Source organism: Pseudomonas sp. D4002, assembly GCF_013385665.1.
In the GTDB taxonomy this organism is placed as follows: Bacteria; Pseudomonadota; Gammaproteobacteria; order Pseudomonadales; family Pseudomonadaceae; genus Aquipseudomonas.
In genome coordinates, this window is sequence record NZ_JACAPN010000018.1 from 340,402 (window position 1) to 357,953 (window position 17,552).

General features: G+C 61.4%; 18 protein-coding genes. All 18 read left to right on the forward strand.

Features of this window, described 5'->3' with window-relative positions; translation table 11 throughout:
• Positions 1 to 158 precede the first annotated feature (158 nt).
• The 18 genes from fliL to motD all read left to right on the forward strand — a co-directional run bounded on the left by fliL (position 159) and on the right by motD (position 17,532).
• Positions 159 to 659 carry a flagellar basal body-associated protein FliL gene (gene fliL / locus HX824_RS13355; protein ID WP_003214560.1) on the forward strand — a complete coding sequence of 167 codons (501 nt, stop codon included), beginning with the start codon at positions 159 to 161 and terminating at the stop codon, positions 657 to 659.
• A gap of 9 nt (positions 660 to 668) precedes the next feature.
• The gene (fliM, locus tag HX824_RS13360) at positions 669 to 1,637 is read left to right on the forward strand and encodes a flagellar motor switch protein FliM (RefSeq protein ID WP_003214559.1); all 969 of its coding nucleotides are present in this window, start codon (positions 669 to 671) and stop codon (positions 1,635 to 1,637) included.
• A 34-nt stretch (positions 1,638 to 1,671) separates the two neighbouring features.
• Complete coding sequence (gene fliN, locus HX824_RS13365; RefSeq protein ID WP_003214557.1) at positions 1,672 to 2,139, forward strand: flagellar motor switch protein FliN; 468 nt, start codon at positions 1,672 to 1,674, stop codon at positions 2,137 to 2,139.
• Position 2,140: 1 nt separating this feature from the next.
• Positions 2,141 to 2,575 carry a flagellar biosynthetic protein FliO gene (gene fliO, locus HX824_RS13370; RefSeq protein WP_023659254.1) on the forward strand — a complete coding sequence of 145 codons (435 nt, stop codon included), beginning with the start codon at positions 2,141 to 2,143 and terminating at the stop codon, positions 2,573 to 2,575.
• On the forward strand, positions 2,575 to 3,318 hold the full coding sequence (gene fliP / locus HX824_RS13375) for a flagellar type III secretion system pore protein FliP (protein ID WP_003214554.1): 744 nt from the start codon (positions 2,575 to 2,577) through the stop codon (positions 3,316 to 3,318). Before fliO ends, fliP begins: the two co-directional genes overlap by 1 nt.
• 3 nt (positions 3,319 to 3,321) lie before the next feature.
• Positions 3,322 to 3,591: a flagellar biosynthesis protein FliQ gene (gene fliQ / locus HX824_RS13380; RefSeq protein WP_003214552.1), complete on the forward strand. Its 270-nt coding sequence runs from the start codon at positions 3,322 to 3,324 to the stop codon at positions 3,589 to 3,591.
• A 13-nt stretch (positions 3,592 to 3,604) separates the two neighbouring features.
• Complete coding sequence (fliR, locus tag HX824_RS13385; protein WP_003214551.1) at positions 3,605 to 4,381, forward strand: flagellar biosynthetic protein FliR; 777 nt, start codon at positions 3,605 to 3,607, stop codon at positions 4,379 to 4,381.
• Positions 4,382 to 4,384: 3 nt separating this feature from the next.
• The gene (gene flhB / locus HX824_RS13390) at positions 4,385 to 5,521 is read left to right on the forward strand and encodes a flagellar biosynthesis protein FlhB (protein WP_008430191.1); all 1,137 of its coding nucleotides are present in this window, start codon (positions 4,385 to 4,387) and stop codon (positions 5,519 to 5,521) included.
• A gap of 489 nt (positions 5,522 to 6,010) precedes the next feature.
• Complete coding sequence (gene flhA, locus HX824_RS13395) at positions 6,011 to 8,125, forward strand: flagellar biosynthesis protein FlhA (RefSeq protein WP_023659255.1); 2,115 nt, start codon at positions 6,011 to 6,013, stop codon at positions 8,123 to 8,125.
• 11 nt (positions 8,126 to 8,136) lie between these two features.
• Positions 8,137 to 9,453, forward strand: a complete 1,317-nt coding sequence (gene flhF, locus HX824_RS13400; RefSeq protein WP_003214543.1) for a flagellar biosynthesis protein FlhF — start codon at positions 8,137 to 8,139, stop codon at positions 9,451 to 9,453.
• A 120-nt stretch (positions 9,454 to 9,573) separates the two neighbouring features.
• A complete protein-coding gene (fleN, locus tag HX824_RS13405; RefSeq protein WP_003192912.1) occupies positions 9,574 to 10,407 on the forward strand; it encodes a flagellar synthesis regulator FleN in 834 nt (277 codons plus the stop codon).
• On the forward strand, positions 10,404 to 11,144 hold the full coding sequence (gene fliA / locus HX824_RS13410) for an RNA polymerase sigma factor FliA (RefSeq protein ID WP_008434817.1): 741 nt from the start codon (positions 10,404 to 10,406) through the stop codon (positions 11,142 to 11,144). The genes fleN and fliA overlap by 4 nt, the downstream gene beginning before the upstream one ends.
• Before the next feature lie 170 nt (positions 11,145 to 11,314).
• Positions 11,315 to 11,689, forward strand: a complete 375-nt coding sequence (locus tag HX824_RS13415) for a chemotaxis response regulator CheY (RefSeq protein WP_005790040.1) — start codon at positions 11,315 to 11,317, stop codon at positions 11,687 to 11,689.
• A gap of 18 nt (positions 11,690 to 11,707) precedes the next feature.
• Positions 11,708 to 12,496: a protein phosphatase CheZ gene (locus HX824_RS13420; RefSeq protein ID WP_003214538.1), complete on the forward strand. Its 789-nt coding sequence runs from the start codon at positions 11,708 to 11,710 to the stop codon at positions 12,494 to 12,496.
• Positions 12,497 to 12,507: 11 nt separating this feature from the next.
• Positions 12,508 to 14,718, forward strand: a complete 2,211-nt coding sequence (locus tag HX824_RS13425) for a chemotaxis protein CheA (RefSeq protein ID WP_134327107.1) — start codon at positions 12,508 to 12,510, stop codon at positions 14,716 to 14,718.
• Positions 14,719 to 14,767: 49 nt separating this feature from the next.
• Entirely contained in the window at positions 14,768 to 15,889 is a 1,122-nt protein-coding gene (locus HX824_RS13430; RefSeq protein WP_008434810.1) for a chemotaxis response regulator protein-glutamate methylesterase, read from the forward strand.
• Positions 15,889 to 16,629 carry a flagellar motor protein gene (locus tag HX824_RS13435; RefSeq protein ID WP_003210645.1) on the forward strand — a complete coding sequence of 247 codons (741 nt, stop codon included), beginning with the start codon at positions 15,889 to 15,891 and terminating at the stop codon, positions 16,627 to 16,629. The genes HX824_RS13430 and HX824_RS13435 overlap by 1 nt, the downstream gene beginning before the upstream one ends.
• Positions 16,630 to 16,644: 15 nt before the next feature.
• A complete protein-coding gene (gene motD, locus HX824_RS13440; RefSeq protein WP_003210644.1) occupies positions 16,645 to 17,532 on the forward strand; it encodes a flagellar motor protein MotD in 888 nt (295 codons plus the stop codon).
• The last annotated feature ends 20 nt before the right edge of the window (positions 17,533 to 17,552 follow it).

Consider the following 17,552-nt stretch of genomic DNA (forward strand, 5'->3'; position numbering starts at 1 on the left):
CGATACAGGTGCTGATCCACCGCTTTCGCGAGCAAGCCCGCTCCCACATTGGTTTTGCAGTGTCGGCGAAACCGTGACCGAACTGACAACTCTGGCATAACACTTGCTCTTGCCTTTCCCCAGAACTATGAATCCCAGAATAGTGACGGATTATTGGCATGGCGAAGAGCGACGACGCAGCAAAAGCACCCGCAGGCAAGGGCAAGCTCAAGCTTATCCTGCTGATTGTCCTGGCCTTGTTGCTGGCGATCGGCCTGTCCGTGGGGGCTACCTGGTACTTTATGCACAGTGCCCAGAGCAAACCGGCCGCCACGGCCGAGGTCAACCCCAACGTCAAGCAACCGGCAATCTTCGAGCCGATGCTGCCGGCGTTTGTCGCCAACTTCAATCAGAACGGCCGTCAACGCTACCTGCAGGTGAGCATTACCCTGCTGGCGCGTAACCAGGCAGACCTGGATGCCCTCAAGGTGCACATGCCAGTGATCCGCAACAACCTGGTGATGCTGTTTTCCGCCCAACCCTTCGACACCCTCGCCACCCCGGTGGGCCAGGAAATGCTGCGCCAGAAGGTCACTGCCAGCGTGCAGGAAGTGGCCCAGAAGGAAGTCGGCAAACCGGTGATCGAGCAGGTGCTCTTCACTAATTTCGTATTGCAGTAGGATCACGACATGGCCGTGCAGGACCTGCTGTCCCAGGATGAAATCGATGCGCTGCTCCATGGCGTCGACGATGGTCTGGTACAGACCGAAATGGCTGCCGAGCCCGGCAGCGTCAAAAGCTACGACCTGACCAGCCAGGATCGCATCGTCCGTGGACGCATGCCGACCCTGGAAATGATCAACGAGCGTTTTGCCCGTTACACCCGTATCAGCATGTTCAACATGCTGCGCCGCTCGGCGGACGTGGCAGTGGGCGGCGTGCAGGTGATGAAGTTCGGTGAGTACGTGCACTCGCTGTACGTGCCCACCAGCCTCAACCTGGTGAAGATCAAGCCGCTGCGCGGCACCGCGCTGTTCATCCTCGACGCCAAGCTGGTGTTCAAGCTGGTGGACAACTTCTTCGGCGGCGATGGCCGTCACGCCAAGATCGAAGGCCGTGAATTCACCCCGACCGAGTTGCGGGTGGTGCGCATGGTGCTGGAGCAGGCCTTCATCGACTTGAAGGAAGCCTGGCAGGCGATCATGGAAGTCAATTTCGAGTACATCAACTCGGAAGTGAACCCGGCCATGGCCAACATCGTCGGCCCCAGCGAAGCCATTGTGGTCTCCACCTTCCACATCGAACTCGATGGCGGCGGCGGCGACCTGCACGTGACCATGCCGTACTCGATGATCGAGCCGGTGCGCGAGATGCTCGATGCCGGTTTCCAGTCCGACCTCGACGACCAGGACGAACGCTGGGTGAAAGCCCTGCGCGAAGACCTGCTGGACGTCGACGTACCCCTGAGCGCCACCGTGGCCCGTCGCCAGCTGCGTTTGCGGGATATTTTGCACATGCAGCCGGGGGATGTGATTCCCGTCGACCTGCCGGAAGAACTGATCATGCGCGCCAACGGCGTGCCGTCGTTCAAGGTCAAGCTCGGTTCTCACAAAGGCAACCTGGCGTTGCAAGTGATCGAACCGATCAACCGTCGCTGATCCACCTTAATTTCTGCTCCGCCGAGGACATGTAATGGCTACCGAACACGAAAACACTTCCGCCGAAGACCAGGCCCTGGCTGACGAGTGGGCGGCTGCCCTGGAAGAAACCGGCGATGTCGGCCAGGACGATATCGATGCACTGCTGGCGGCCGATGCGGCCACTGCACCGGTCGGCAACCGCCTTCCCATGGAAGAGTTCGGCAGCGTGCCGAAGAACAATGACCCGGTGACCCTCGACGGTCCGAACCTGGACGTGATCCTCGACATCCCGGTGTCGATCTCCATGGAAGTCGGCAGCACCGAAATCAACATCCGCAACCTGCTGCAGCTCAACCAGGGGTCGGTGATCGAGCTGGACCGCCTGGCCGGCGAGCCGCTGGACGTGCTGGTCAACGGCACGCTGATCGCCCATGGCGAAGTGGTGGTGGTCAACGAGAAGTTCGGCATCCGCCTGACCGACGTGATCAGCCCGAGCGAACGCATCAAGAAGTTGCGTTGATATGAAGCGCTCATTGGTAGGACTGTTATCGACGCTGCCCTTGAGCGTAATGGCAGCAGAACCGGTTGCCCAGGCGGCTGCGCCTGCGCTTGGCAGCGGTGTGGGCGGGCAACTCACCCAGTTGGTGCTGGGGTTGTTGCTGGTGGTGGGGCTGATCTTCGTGCTCGCCTGGGTGCTGCGCCGCGTGCAGCGCATCGGCCCGGGCAATGCCCAGGTCATCGAGCTGGTGGGTTCACGCGCCCTTGGCCCGCGAGACAGGCTGGTGCTGGTGCAGGTCGGCGACGAGCAGATCCTGCTGGGCATCACCCCCGGCCGCATTACCCCGTTGCACGTGCTCAAGTCGCCTGTTGAAGTGGCCCAGACCCAAGCGGCCACGCCGGAATTCGCCCAGCGCCTCATGGAGTTGCTGGGCAAGGATCAGAAGGATAAGAAGTAATGCGCGTTTTATTGACGCTCATGCTGTTGCTGGCAGCGCCGCTGGCGTACGCAGCAGACCCGTTGTCGATCCCGGCGATCACCCTGGGCACTAACGCGGCGGGCGCGCAGGAGTATTCGGTCAGCCTGCAGATCCTGCTGATCATGACCGCGCTGAGCTTCATCCCCGCGTTCGTGATGCTGATGACCAGCTTCACTCGCATCATCATCGTGTTCTCGATCCTGCGTCAGGCCCTCGGCCTGCAACAGACGCCGTCGAACCAGATCCTCACCGGCATGGCGCTGTTCCTGACGCTGTTCATCATGGCGCCGGTGTTCGACAAGGTGAACCAGCAAGCCCTGCAACCGTACCTGGCGGAGAAAATGACCGCCCAGGATGCGATCGACAAGGCCCAGGGCCCGATCAAGGATTTCATGCTGTCGCAGACCCGTTCCAGCGATCTTGAGTTGTTTGTGCGGTTGTCCAAGCGTACCGACATCGCCAGCCCCGACATGGCGCCGCTGACCATCCTGGTGCCGGCGTTCGTGACCTCGGAGTTGAAGACCGCGTTCCAGATCGGCTTCATGATCTTCATTCCGTTCCTGATCATCGACCTCGTCGTGGCGAGTGTGCTGATGGCCATGGGTATGATGATGCTGTCGCCGCTGATCATTTCGCTGCCGTTCAAGATCATGCTGTTTGTGTTGGTGGACGGGTGGGCGCTGATTATCGGCACCCTGGCCGGCAGTTTCGGTGGGGTGTAGGCCATGACGCCAGAAGTAGCAGTCGACCTGTTTCGCGAAGCCCTGTGGCTGACCACCATGATGGTCGCCGTGCTGGTGGTGCCGAGCCTGTTGGTGGGCCTGTTGGTGGCGATGTTCCAGGCCGCGACCCAGATCAACGAACAGACCCTGAGCTTTTTGCCGCGCCTGCTGGTGATGCTGATCACCCTGATCGTCGCCGGCCCGTGGCTGGTGCAAACCTTCATGGAATACATCCTGCAGTTGTACGGCAGTATTCCGCAGTTGATCGGCTGACCCCGTGAATTCGATGCTGGCCTTGACCGACACCCAGATCAGCACCTGGGTGGCCTCGTTCATCCTGCCGTTGTTCCGGGTCACGGCCGTGCTGATGACCATGCCGGTGTTCGGCACCACCCTGGTACCACGGCGCATCCGCCTGTATTTCGCGGTGGCGATCACCGTGGTCATCGTGCCGGGCTTGCCGCCGATGCCACCGGTGAATGCCCTGGACCTCAGTGCAATGATGCTGATCGCCGAGCAAATCATCATCGGCGCCTTGCTGGGCTTCTCCCTGACGCTGTTCTTCCAGGCCTTCGTGATCGCCGGGCAGATCATCTCGATCCAGATGGGCATGGGCTTCGCGTCCATGGTCGACCCTACCAACGGCGTGTCGGTGGCGGTGATCGGGCAATTCCTGACGATGCTGGTGACCTTGCTGTTCCTGGCCATGAACGGCCACCTGGTGGTGTTCGAGGTGATGACCGAAAGTTTCACCACCTTGCCGGTGGGCAGCGGGTTGGTGGTCAATCATTTCTGGGAGCTGGTGGGGCGCTTGAGCTGGGTGCTCGGTGCATCCTTGCTGCTGGTATTGCCGGCGATCACTGCGCTGCTGGTGGTCAACATCGCCTTTGGCGTGATGACCCGGGCGGCGCCGCAGTTGAACATCTTCTCCATCGGTTTCCCGTTGACCCTGGTGCTGGGCATGGGGATTTTCTGGGTCGGCATGGCTGACATTCTCAATCAGTATCAACCGCTGGCGACCGACGCCTTGCAGTTTTTACGTGACTTGGCGCGGGCGCGATAAGCCATGGCCGAGAGCGAGAGTGGCCAGGACAAGACAGAAGACCCCACGGAGAAACGTAAAAAGGACTCCCGGGAAAAGGGCGAGATTGCCCGCTCCAAAGAGCTCAACACCCTGGCGATCATGCTCGCCGGTTCCGGCGGCCTGCTGATCTATGGCGGTGGCCTGGCCCTGGACCTGATGGAGTTGATGCGCCTGAATTTCTCCCTGCCCCGCGACGTGCTGCTGAGCCCGGGCGCCATGGGCTTGTACCTGCTGCACTCGGGCAAGATCGCGATCCTCGCGGTGCAGCCGATCCTCATCACCTTGTTGCTGGCGGCCCTGATCGGCCCGATTTCCCTCGGCGGCTGGCTGTTTGCCGCCGGCAGCCTGGCGCCCAAATTCAGCCGGATGAACCCGGCGGCCGGGCTCAAGCGGATGTTTTCCACCAAGGCCCTGGTGGAACTGCTCAAGGCCTTGGCCAAGTTCATCCTGATCCTGTTTGTGGCGTTGACGGTGTTGTCGTCCGACATCGACGACCTGCTGCGCATCGCCCATGAGCCGATCGAGCTGGCGATCATCCACAGTGTGCAAGTGGTGGGCTGGAGCTCGCTGTGGATGGCTTGCGGGCTGATCATCATTGCTGCGGTGGATGCGCCGATCCAGCTGTGGGAAAGCCACAAGAAACTGCTGATGACCAAGCAGGAAGTGCGCGACGAGCACAAGGACCAGGAAGGCCGGCCCGAGGTCAAGCAGCGGATTCGCCAGCTGCAGCGCGAGATGTCCCAGCGCAAGATGATGGCCTCGGTGCCCGATGCTGATGTGGTCATCACCAACCCGACCCACTACGCCGTGGCGCTCAAGTACGACCCGGAGAAGGGTGGGGCGCCGATGTTGCTGGCCAAGGGCAGTGATTTCACGGCGTTGAAAATCCGCGAGATTGCGGTCGCCAATGACATCCTGCTGCTGGAATCGCCGGAGTTGGCGCGGTCGATCTTCTACTCCACCGACCTGGACCAGGAAATTCCGGCCGGGTTGTATCTGGCGGTGGCTCAGGTGTTGGCGTACGTGTATCAGATCCGCCAGTACCGGGCGGGCAAGGGCAAGCGGCCGGATCCGCTGAAGGACCTGCCGATTCCGCCGGATTTGCGTCGGGATTCCTGATTTTGTAGCGTCCCTCCTGGCCTCTTCGCGAGCAAGCCCGCTCCCACATTTGACCGTGTATATCCCGTATAAACGCGGTCAAATGTGGGAGCGGGCTTGCTCGCGAAGGCGTCCGCCCAAACAACAAAAATCCCCCTGAGCGTTCCCGCAATTGCATCTCGCACCGTGTAAGTCGCGGGCGAGGGCGCTACCTCAATCAGCGTGGCGAGGGAGCTTGCTCCCGCTGGGGTGCGAAGCGCCCCCAATAAAGCTACCGCGGTGAATCAGGCAAAGCGCGCAAGCCGTTCCGGGGCTGCTGCGCAGCCCAGCGGGAGCAAGCTCCCTCGCCACAGGTGATGTGTGTACGGCGGTAGCCCTTCGCTGTTCGTGAGACCGATCTGCTTCCTCAAGCAAAAGTTGGAAGGCTTCTTGCAATACCGCCTCCAGGACGCTTCCCGGCGTCAAAAGTTTGCTTCAAGGAAACGAGGAATACCGGTGGATCGCTCTCAAATGCTCAGCACGGCCCGTGGCACCCTGACTGACCTCTCGCGAGGCAATCTGGGTGTGCCGTTGTTGTTGCTGGTGATGCTGGCAATGATGATGTTGCCGATGCCGCCGTTCCTGCTGGATGTGTTCTTCACCTTCAACATTGCGCTGTCGGTCGTCGTATTGCTGGTGTGCGTATACGCCCTGCGGCCGCTGGATTTCGCGGTATTCCCGACCATCCTGCTGATCGCCACCCTGCTGCGGCTGGCGCTTAACGTGGCTTCCACCCGGGTGGTGATGCTCCACGGCCAGGACGGCCACGCCGCCGCAGGCAAGGTGATCCAGGCCTTCGGCGAGGTGGTGATCGGCGGTAACTACGTGGTCGGTATCGTGGTTTTTGCGATCTTGATGATCATCAACTTTGTGGTCGTGACCAAGGGCGCCGGGCGGATTTCCGAGGTGAGCGCGCGTTTTACCCTCGACGCGATGCCCGGCAAGCAGATGGCGATCGACGCCGACCTCAACGCCGGCCTGATCGACCAGAACCAGGCCAAGGCCCGTCGCCTTGAAGTCGCCCAGGAAGCCGAGTTCTACGGTTCCATGGACGGTGCCAGCAAATTCGTGCGCGGCGACGCCATCGCCGGCCTGTTGATTCTGTTTATCAACCTGATCGGCGGCATGGCGGTCGGCATCTTCCAGCACGGCATGACCTTCGGCGACGCCGGCAAGGTTTACGCCCTGCTGACCATCGGTGACGGTTTAGTGGCGCAATTGCCATCACTGTTGTTATCTACAGCTGCGGCGATCATGGTGACCCGTGCTTCGGGCTCCGAAGACATGGGCAAGCAGATCAGCCGGCAGATGTTTGCCTCGCCCAAGGCGCTGGCGGTGGCGGCAGGCATCATGGCGATCATGGGCATCGTGCCGGGCATGCCCCATGTCTCGTTCCTGAGCATGGCCGCCATGGCCGCCGGCGGTGCCTACCTGTTCTGGAAAAAACAAAACAACATCAAGGTGATTGCCCAGCAGGAAGTGGCGCGCCAGCAGGAACTGCTGCCATCGCCGGCCCGCGCCCTGGAAACCAAGGAGCTGGGCTGGGACGACGTGACCCCGATCGACATGATCGGCCTGGAAGTCGGCTACCGCCTGATTCCACTGGTGGATCGCAACCAGGGCGGGCAATTGCTGGCGCGGATCAAGGGTGTGCGCAAGAAGTTGTCCCAGGACCTGGGCTTCCTGATGCCCACCGTGCACATTCGCGACAACCTCGACCTGGCCCCGAGCGCCTACCGCCTGACCCTGATGGGGGTGATTCTGGCCGAGGCCGAGATCTACCCGGACCGCGAACTGGCGATCAACCCGGGCCAGGTGTTTGGCAGCCTCAACGGGATTACCGCCAAAGATCCGGCTTTTGGCCTGGAAGCGGTATGGATCGAAATCAGCCAGCGCAGCCAGGCGCAGTCGCTGGGCTACACCGTGGTCGACGCCAGCACTGTGGTCGCCACCCACCTCAACCAGATTCTGTACAAGCACTCCCACGAGCTGATTGGCCACGAAGAAGTCCAGCAACTCTTGCAATTGCTGGCCAAGGCCTCGCCAAAACTCGCCGAAGAGCTGGTACCGGGTGTGCTGTCCACCTCGCAACTGCTCAAGGTGCTGCAAGCGCTGTTGGCCGAGCAGGTGCCGGTGCGGGACATTCGCAGCATTGCCGAAGCTATCGCCAACAATGCCGCCAAGAGTCAAGATACTGCCGCCCTGGTGGCCGCAGTGCGCGTCGGATTGTCGCGTGCAATCGTCCAAAGCATTGTAGGGCTTGACTCCGAGCTGCCTGTTATCACCTTGGAACCAAGGTTGGAACAAATATTGCTCAATAGTATTCAGAAGGCTGGGCAGGGCGCTGATGAGGGCGTGTTGCTGGAGCCAAGCATGGCAGAGAAGCTGCAGCGTTCGTTGATCGAGGCCGCGCAGCGCCAGGAAATGGAAGGCCATCCGGTGATCCTGCTGGTGGCTGGCCCCGTCCGGGCGATGTTGTCGCGGTTTGGACGCCTGGCTATACCGAATTTGCACGTATTGGCTTACCAGGAAATTCCTGACAATAAGCAAGTGACTATCGTCGCGACAGTAGGGCCCAACGGCTGAGGTAGTGGGATATGCAAGTGAAGCGTTTTTTCGCCGCCGATATGCGTCAGGCCATGAAACTGGTACGTGATGAGTTGGGCGCCGACGCTGCGATTATCGGTAACCGTCGTATTGCCGGCGGTGTGGAGCTGACGGCTGCCCTGGATTACAAACCCTCGGCCCTGGCGCCGCGCGTGCCGAACATGGAACTGGAAGACGAGCTGCGCAAGACCGCTTCGCGCATTGTCTCGGCCCAGGCTGAACTGAGCATGCGTGGCGACAGCGACGCCTCCACCAATCGCCAGCTGTTTGCCGGGCTGCCGTTGACCGCGTCCGAGCCGCTGGTAGAGCCGACTTTTGTTGAACCACCGCGTCCTGCTGCGCCAGCCCCGGCGCCGGCGGTAGACCAGCGGGTGTTCGACTCGATGCGCTTCGAACTCAACGGCCTGCGTGAACTGCTGGAAGTGCAGCTGGGTTCGCTGGCCTGGAACCAGTTGCAGGGCAGCCAGCCACAACAGGCCAACCTGTGGCGTCGCCTGCAACGCATTGGCCTGTCCGGCCCGTTGTCCCGCGACCTGCTGCAACTGACCACGCAAATTGAAGAGCCTCGCCAGGCCTGGCGCATGCTCCTGGCCCACCTGGCGCGGATGATCGTCACCCCGGAAATCGAACCCCTGGAAGAAGGCGGTGTGATTGCCATGGTCGGCCCGGCCGGCATGGGCAAGACCACCACCCTGGCCAAGCTGGCCGCACGTTACGTGCTCAAGTACGGCGCCCAGAACATCGCGCTGGTGAGCATGGACAGCTACCGCATCGGCGCCCAGGAACAACTCAAGACCCTGGGCCGCATCCTCAATGTGCCGGTGACCCACGTCGACCCGGGCCAGTCCCTGGCCAACGCCCTCGACCCATTGCTGCGCAAGCGCGTGGTGCTGATCGACACCGCCGGCCTGCAAGCCAGCGACCCGGCCCTGCGCATGCAGCTGGAAAGCCTGGCCGGGCGCGGGATCAAATCCAGAAACTATTTGGTGCTTGCCACTACCAGCCAGAAGCAGGTATTGACCGCCGCCTACCACAGCTACAAGCGCTGCGGGCTGGCGGGTTGCATCCTGACTAAACTGGATGAGACGGCAAGCCTGGGCGAAGTATTGAGCCTGGCAATCAGTCATGAATTACCGGTCGCCTACCTGACCGACGGGCCGCGGATCCCGGATGATCTGCATCTGCCGCGCCGTCATCAGTTGGTCAGCCGGGCTGTCAGCGTGCAAATGCAGGAAGAACCCAGTGAGGAAGCTATGGCTGACATGTTTGCTGACCTCTACCACAGCCCGAACAAGCGAGTTGGCTGAGGCATCATGGCTTTCTATTTAAAAATGACAGTGAAAAGTATCTACATCGATGGCCTGCCAGCAGTTCGCGCGGCCAACTTATGTAGCCTGCGTCTAAGCAAGACAAGGTAAAGAAATAAAATGGGCAGCATGCATCCCGTACAGGTGATCGCGGTGACCGGCGGCAAAGGTGGCGTCGGAAAAACTAACGTGTCAGTGAATTTGTCCCTGGCCCTGGCAGAGCTTGGCCGTCGCGTCATGCTGCTGGATGCTGACCTGGGGCTGGCGAACGTCGACGTTCTGCTGGGACTGACGCCCAAACATACCCTGGCCGATGTCATCGAAGGCCGCTGTGAGCTGCGCGACGTACTGTTGCAAGGCCCCGGCGGGATTCGCATCGTGCCGGCCGCTTCCGGCACCCAGAGCATGGTGCACCTGAGTCCGGCGCAACATGCCGGCCTGATTCAGGCGTTCAGCGACATTGGCGACAACCTCGACGTACTGGTGATCGACACCGCCGCCGGGATCGGCGAGTCGGTGGTCAGTTTCGTGCGCGCAGCCCAGGAAGTGTTGCTGGTGGTGTGCGACGAACCCACCTCGATCACCGACGCCTACGCCCTGATCAAACTGCTCAACCGCGACTACGGCATGAACCGCTTCCGCGTGCTGGCCAACATGGCCCAAAGCCCGCAGGAAGGGCGGAATCTGTTCGCCAAGTTGACCAAGGTCACGGATCGCTTCCTCGATGTCGCCTTACAATACGTTGGCGCAGTTCCTTACGACGAGTGTGTGCGCAAGGCCGTGCAAAAGCAGCGTGCGGTCTATGAAGCGTTCCCTCGTTCGAAGTGCGCATTGGCGTTCAAGGCTATTGCCCAGAAGGTCGATACCTGGCCGTTGCCCGCCAATCCCCGGGGGCATCTGGAGTTTTTCGTCGAGCGATTGGTGCATCAGACGAGCGCAGGACCGGTGCTATGACAGCCAGCGGCTACAACCTTTACAAGAAGTCGGCACGTGACAGTCAAGTCGAATTGATCGAGCGCTATGCGCCCCTGGTCAAGCGCATTGCCTATCACCTGCTGGCGCGCTTGCCTGCCAGCGTGCAGGTCGAGGACTTGATCCAGGCCGGGATGATCGGCCTGCTTGAAGTGTCGACCAAGTACGACGCGAGCAAGGGCGCGAGTTTCGAGACATACGCGGGTATCCGTATCCGTGGGGCCATGCTCGATGAAGTGCGTAAAGGTGATTGGGCGCCGCGATCAGTGCACCGCAATACGCGGATGGTGAGTGACGCAATTCGCTCAATTGAAGCAAAAACCGGTCGCGACGCTAAAGATCATGAAGTTGCGGCCGAACTCCAATTGAGTCTCGACGATTACTACGGGATTTTGAACGATACCTTGGGCAGCCGGCTGTTCAGTTTCGACGACCTTTTACAGGATGGCGAACATGAAGGGCTGCACGAGGACGGCGCGAGTGCCCATCTCGAACCGTCACGGGACCTGGAAGATGAACGCTTCCAGAGCGCGCTGGCGGACGCGATAGCCAATTTGCCGGAGCGTGAGCGACTGGTGTTGGCGCTGTACTACGACGAAGAGCTGAACCTCAAGGAAATCGGTGAGGTCCTGGGGGTCAGCGAATCGCGGGTCAGCCAGTTACACAGCCAGTGCGCGGCCCGCTTGCGGGGGCGTTTGGGAGAGTGGCGAGCGCGCTGACAGGCAGTGTGGGGACACTGCGAACGATACCGTCCAGGCCCTGCGCCCGGACGGGCTTGGCCCGTGGTGCGCCCCCGGTAGTCCTTTTTGTGTAACGCCTGTTGATTGATATGGCGCGCCCAGGTGCTGGGCGCGTTTAAGACTGCTTGGAGGTCGAATTGGACAAGAACATGAAAATCCTCATCGTTGATGACTTCTCAACGATGCGGCGGATCATAAAAAACCTGTTGCGTGACCTTGGGTTCACTAACACGGTCGAGGCGGATGACGGTATTACGGCGATTCCGATCCTCAACAGCGGGAGCATCGACTTTCTGGTAACGGACTGGAACATGCCGGGCATGACCGGTATCGATCTGCTGCGCCACGTGCGCGCTGATGAAAAACTGCGCAGCCTGCCTGTGCTGATGGTGACCGCTGAAGCCAAGCGTGAACAGATCATCGAAGCCGCCCAGGCCGGGGTCAACGGCTACGTGGTCAAGCCATTCACTGCACTGGCCTTGAAAGAGAAGATCGAAAAGATCTTCGAACGCATCGGTCATTGATGCTGCCACGGGGGAGCTATGGAGCATAAAGAATCATCGCAGGCCGACTTTGAGTCGACCCTGAAAAAACATGCTCATCAACTCGTCGAAAGCCTTGAAAGAGGCCAGTTCGGCGACGCGGTGCAGTTGATCCATGAGCTCAACCAGACCCGTGACCGCGGCCTGTACCAGGAAGTGGGCAAGCTCACCCGTGAGTTGCACAGTGCGATAGTCAATTTTCAGATTGACCCGCACATGCCCCAGGCCGAGGAAATCTCGCAGATCACGGATGCCACCGAACGCCTGTCCTACGTGGTCAGGCTGACTGAGGCGGCGGCCAACCGCACCATGGACCTGGTGGAAAACGCCACGCCTCTGGTCAACGGTATGGCCAGTGAAGCCAAGGCCCTGAGCACTGACTGGGGCCGGTTCATGCGTCGGGAAGTGGGCGCTGAGGAGTTTCGTGAGCTGGCGCGTCGGGTCGAGGGCTTTTTGTCCCGCAGCGAGCAGGAAAACCGCACGGTTTCCAGCAACCTCAATGACATTCTGCTGGCCCAGGATTACCAGGACCTCACCGGTCAGGTGATCAAGCGTGTGACCCAACTGGTCACCGAAGTGGAAAGCAACCTGCTCAAACTGGTGTTGATGGCGGGCCAGGTCGACCGGTTTGCCGGCATCGAACATGACCGCGCAGCGATCCTTTCTGAAAAAGATCCACAAAAACACCTCGCCAAGGGTGAAGGTCCGCAGATTCATGCCGATAAACGTGAAGACGTTGTATCCGGGCAAGACGACGTAGACGATTTGCTGTCCAGTTTAGGCTTCTAAGGAGCACACCCATGAGCTTCGGCGCCGATGAAGAAATCCTTCAGGATTTCCTTGTAGAGGCCGGCGAAATTTTAGAGCAACTGTCCGAACAACTGGTCGAGCTGGAAAGCCGACCGGATGATGCGAACCTGCTCAATGCAATTTTTCGCGGTTTTCATACTGTAAAAGGGGGCGCCGGCTTCCTCCAGCTCCACGAGCTGGTGGAGTGCTGTCACATCGCCGAGAACGTGTTCGACATCCTGCGCAAGGGTGAGCGGCACGTCGACTCGGAACTGATGGACGTGATCCTGGAAGCACTGGACGCGGTCAACGGCATGTTCAGTGAAGTGCGCGAGCGCGCACCGATCACTGCCGCCACGCCGGAACTGCTGGCCGCCCTGGCGCGCCTGGCGGAACCTGCGGCCAACGCTCCCGTGGTGGAAGCGGTGGCTGAGCCGGTTGCCGAGCCTGCGGGCGACGTGACCGACAGCGAATTTGAACAACTGCTGGACTCGCTGAACGCCGTCAAGGCCGAAGCCGAAGCGCCGGCAGCCAGTGCGCCGGCCATGGTGCCGACCACCGAAGACATTACCGACGCCGAGTTCGAGTCGTTGCTCGACCAGTTGCACGGCAAGGGCCAGTTTGCCCCGGACGCGGTGGCCGCAGCGCCAGCGCCAACGGAAGCCGCGGCGCCCGTCAGCAATGAAATCACCGACGACGAATTTGAAGCGCTGCTGGACCAGTTGCACGGCAAAGGCTCGTTTGCCGCCGAGGCTCTGCCGGAAGTCGCCGCAACGGCCGCCGCGCCTGCGGCACCCGCTGCTGCGCCGGCCGCCGATGGACTGATCTCCGATCACGAATTCGAAGCCCTGCTGGATGAACTGCACGGCAAGGGCAAGTTCACCGAAGTGGTCGGCGCTGCTGCACCGGCTGCTGCCGCAGCTGTCGCAACACCGGCTCCTGCCGCCAAGGCTGCCGCGCCTGTCGCAGCGAAAGCGGCTCCGGCTCCGGCTCCAGCACCGGCCCGGGCTGCCACGGCTGCCCCGGCCCCGGACAAGCAACCGGCCAGTGAAGCCGAAACCACCGTGCGGGTTGATACCGCGCGCCTGGACGACATCATGAACATGGTCGGCGAACTGGTGCTGGTGCGTAACCGCCTGGTGCGCCTGGGCCTGAACAGTGGCGACGAGGCCATGCAAAAGGCCGTGTCGAACCTCGACGTGGTCACCGCAGACCTGCAGACCGCCGTCATGAAGACCCGGATGCAGCCGATCAAGAAAGTCTTCGGCCGTTTCCCGCGCCTGGTTCGCGACCTGGCACGCCAGCTCAAGAAAGAGATCAACCTGGAACTGGTGGGTGAAGAAACCGACCTCGACAAGAACCTTGTCGAGGCCCTGGCCGACCCGCTGGTCCACTTGGTGCGCAACGCGGTCGACCACGGTGTCGAGACGCCGGAAGAGCGCGAAGCCTCGGGCAAGAACCGCCAGGGCAAAGTGATCCTGGCGGCCGAACAGGAAGGCGACCATATCCTGCTGTCGATCACCGATGACGGCAAAGGCATGGACCCCACGGTACTGCGCAACATTGCAGTCAAGCGTGGGGTGATGGACAAGGACGCCGCCGACCGCCTCACCGACACCGAGTGCTACAACCTGATCTTCGCCCCGGGCTTCTCCACCAAGACCGAGATTTCCGACGTGTCGGGCCGTGGCGTGGGCATGGACGTGGTGAAGACCAAGATCAGCCAGCTCAACGGCTCGATTAACATCTACTCGACCAAGGGCCAGGGCTCGAAGATCGTCATCAAGGTGCCGTTGACCCTGGCGATCATGCCGACCCTGATGGTGATGCTGGGCAACCAGGCGTTCGCCTTCCCGCTGGTCAACGTCAACGAAATCTTCCACCTCGACCTGTCGCGCACCAACGTGGTGGACGGCCAGGAAGTGGTGATCGTGCGCGACAAGGCGTTGCCGCTGTTCTACCTCAAGCGCTGGCTGGTGGCTTCGGCCAAGCATGAAGAGCAGCGCGAAGGCCATGTGGTGATTCTTTCCGTGGGCACCCAGCGTATCGGCTTCGTGGTCGATCAACTGGTGGGCCAGGAAGAAGTGGTCATCAAGCCTTTGGGCAAAATGCTGCAGGGAACCCCGGGCATGTCGGGTGCGACCATTACCGGTGACGGTCGGATCGCGCTGATTCTGGATGTTCCGAGCATGCTCAAGCGTTACGCCGCACGGCGTATTTGATTCGGCCCGGGCAGGGCGGTTGTCCCTCGCCCGGCCTAACGGAGTGTTTATGGTAGTCAAGGTCCTGGTGGTGGACGATTCGGGTTTCTTCCGCCGCCGCGTCTCGGAAATTCTTTCATCGGATTCCAATATCCAGGTGGTCGGCACGGCCACCAACGGCAAAGAGGCGATCGATCAGGCCCTGGCGCTCAAGCCGGACGTGATCACCATGGACTACGAGATGCCGATGATGGACGGCATCACGGCGGTGCGGCACATCATGCAGCGCTGCCCGACGCCGGTGTTGATGTTCTCCTCGCTGACCCACGAAGGCGCCCGGGTCACCCTGGATGCGCTGGATGCCGGCGCGGTGGACTTCCTGCCGAAGAATTTCGAAGACATCTCGCGCAACCCCGAGAAGGTCAAGCAGATGCTCTGCGAGAAGGTGCACAGCATCTCCCGCAGTAACCGTCGCAGCCTGTTCAGTGCGCCGGCGCCCGCACCCGTTACGCCGCCACCGGCCGCCCCGAGCACCTTTGGTCGCCCGGCGCCGGCACCGGTTGCGCGCCCGGCCGCCGCCCCGGTGCGTACGGCTGCGCCCGCCGCACATTCACCTGCGCCCAAGCGCAAGGCCTACAAGCTGGTGGCCATCGGTACGTCCACCGGCGGCCCGGTGGCCTTGCAGCGGGTGTTGACCCAATTGCCGGCCAACTTCCCGGCGCCGATCGTGTTGATCCAGCACATGCCGGCCGCGTTCACCAAGGCGTTCGCCGAGCGCCTGGACAAGCTGTGCCGCATCAGCGTCAAGGAAGCCGAGGATGGCGACATCCTGCGTCCGGGTCTGGCGCTGCTGGCCCCCGGTGGCAAGCAAATGATGGTCGATGGCCGTGGTGCGATCAAAATCCTGCCGGGTGACGAACGCCTGAACTACAAGCCGTGTGTGGATATCACCTTCGGGTCTGCGGCCAAATCCTACGGCGACAAAGTTTTGGCGGTGGTGTTGACCGGCATGGGCGCCGACGGCCGTGAAGGCGCGCGCCTGCTCAAGCAGGGCGGCAGCGCGATCTGGGCCCAGGATGAAGCCAGCTGCGTGATCTATGGCATGCCCATGGCCATCGTCAAGGCCGACCTGGCCGACGCCGTCTACAGCCTGGACGACATCGGCAAGCACCTGGTGGAGGCTTGCCTCTGATGGATGTATTGAGCCTGATTGGCATCATCATGGCGTTTGTCGCGATTATCGGCGGCAACTACCTCGAAGGCGGCCACCTGGGTGCCCTGGCCAACGGCCCGGCGGCGTTGATCGTGATCGGCGGCACCGTGGGCGCGGCGTTGTTGCAGTCGCCCATGAGTTCGTTCAAGCGCGCGATGCAGATCCTCATCTGGATTATCTTCCCGCCGCGTGTCGACTTGCCGGGCGGCATCGACCGCGTGGTCAACTGGAGCCTCACGGCGCGCAAGGAAGGCCTGCTCGGGCTGGAAGGCGTGGCCGATGCCGAGCCCGACAGCTACGCCCGCAAAGGCCTGCAACTGCTGGTGGACGGCGCCGAGCCGGAAGCGATTCGCAGCATCCTCGAAGTGGACTTCTACACCCAGGAAAGCCGCGACATCAACGCGGCCAAGGTCTTTGAAAGCATGGGCGGCTACGCGCCGACCATCGGCATCATCGGTGCGGTGATGGGCTTGATCCACGTGATGGGCAACCTGGCCGATCCGTCGCAACTGGGCAGCGGGATTGCCGTGGCGTTCGTCGCCACCATCTACGGCGTGGCCAGTGCCAACCTGGTGTTGTTGCCGGTGGCCAGCAAGCTCAAGTCGATCGCCCTGCGCCAGTCGCGTTATCGCGAGATGTTGCTCGAAGGCATCCTCTCGATTGCCGAGGGTGAAAACCCGCGCTCCATCGAATTGAAGCTCCAGGGCTTCATGGATTGATGGGAGGTATTTGTTGTGAGCCGTCGCCGCCGCGAGCCTGAAGAACACGTCAACCATGAACGCTGGCTGGTGTCCTACGCCGACTTCATTACGTTGCTGTTCGCGTTTTTTGTGGTGATGTACTCCATTTCCTCGATCAACGAAGGCAAGTACAAAGTCATTTCCCAGGCGCTGATTGGCGTGTTCAACGACGCTGACCGCGCCCTCAAGCCGATACCCATTGGCGAAGAACGCCCCAAGACCGTGACCCCGGCCAAGCCGCTGGTCAACGACAGCGATGAAACCGCCGCCGGCATCGGTGGCACCAGCGACCCGCTGAAAAGCATCGCCGATAACATCAGCGCGGCCTTTGGCGACCTGATCAGCTCCAACCAGATGACCGTGCGCGGCAATGAGTTGTGGGTCGAGATCGAACTCAATTCCAGCCTGCTGTTCGCCAGTGCCGATGCAATGCCCAGCGACCAGGCGTTTACCATCATCGACAAGGTGGCGGCGATCCTGAAGCCGTTTGAAAACCCGGTCCACGTTGAAGGCTTTACCGATAACCTGCCGATCAGTACCGCGCAGTACCCGACCAACTGGGAGCTGTCTTCGGCCCGGGCGGCGAGTATTGTACGAATGCTCGCGATGCAGGGTGTGAACCCCGGGCGCCTGGCGTCGGTGGGTTACGGCGAGTTCCAGCCGGTGGCCAATAACGCCACGGCGGAAGGCCGTGCGCGCAACCGACGGGTGGTGCTGGTGGTGTCGCGCAACCTGGACGTACGCCGCAGCCTGACCGGTACCGGCACTGCCAATGCAACACCGGATGCCGCCTTGAAGCGGGCTGGCACACAAACTGCACCAGCGCCCGTAAAGGCGCCGGTTCGCGGGAGTGCCGTCAATTCTCCGTCACCGGCTCTATAACCCCATGCAATTTCTCGGTC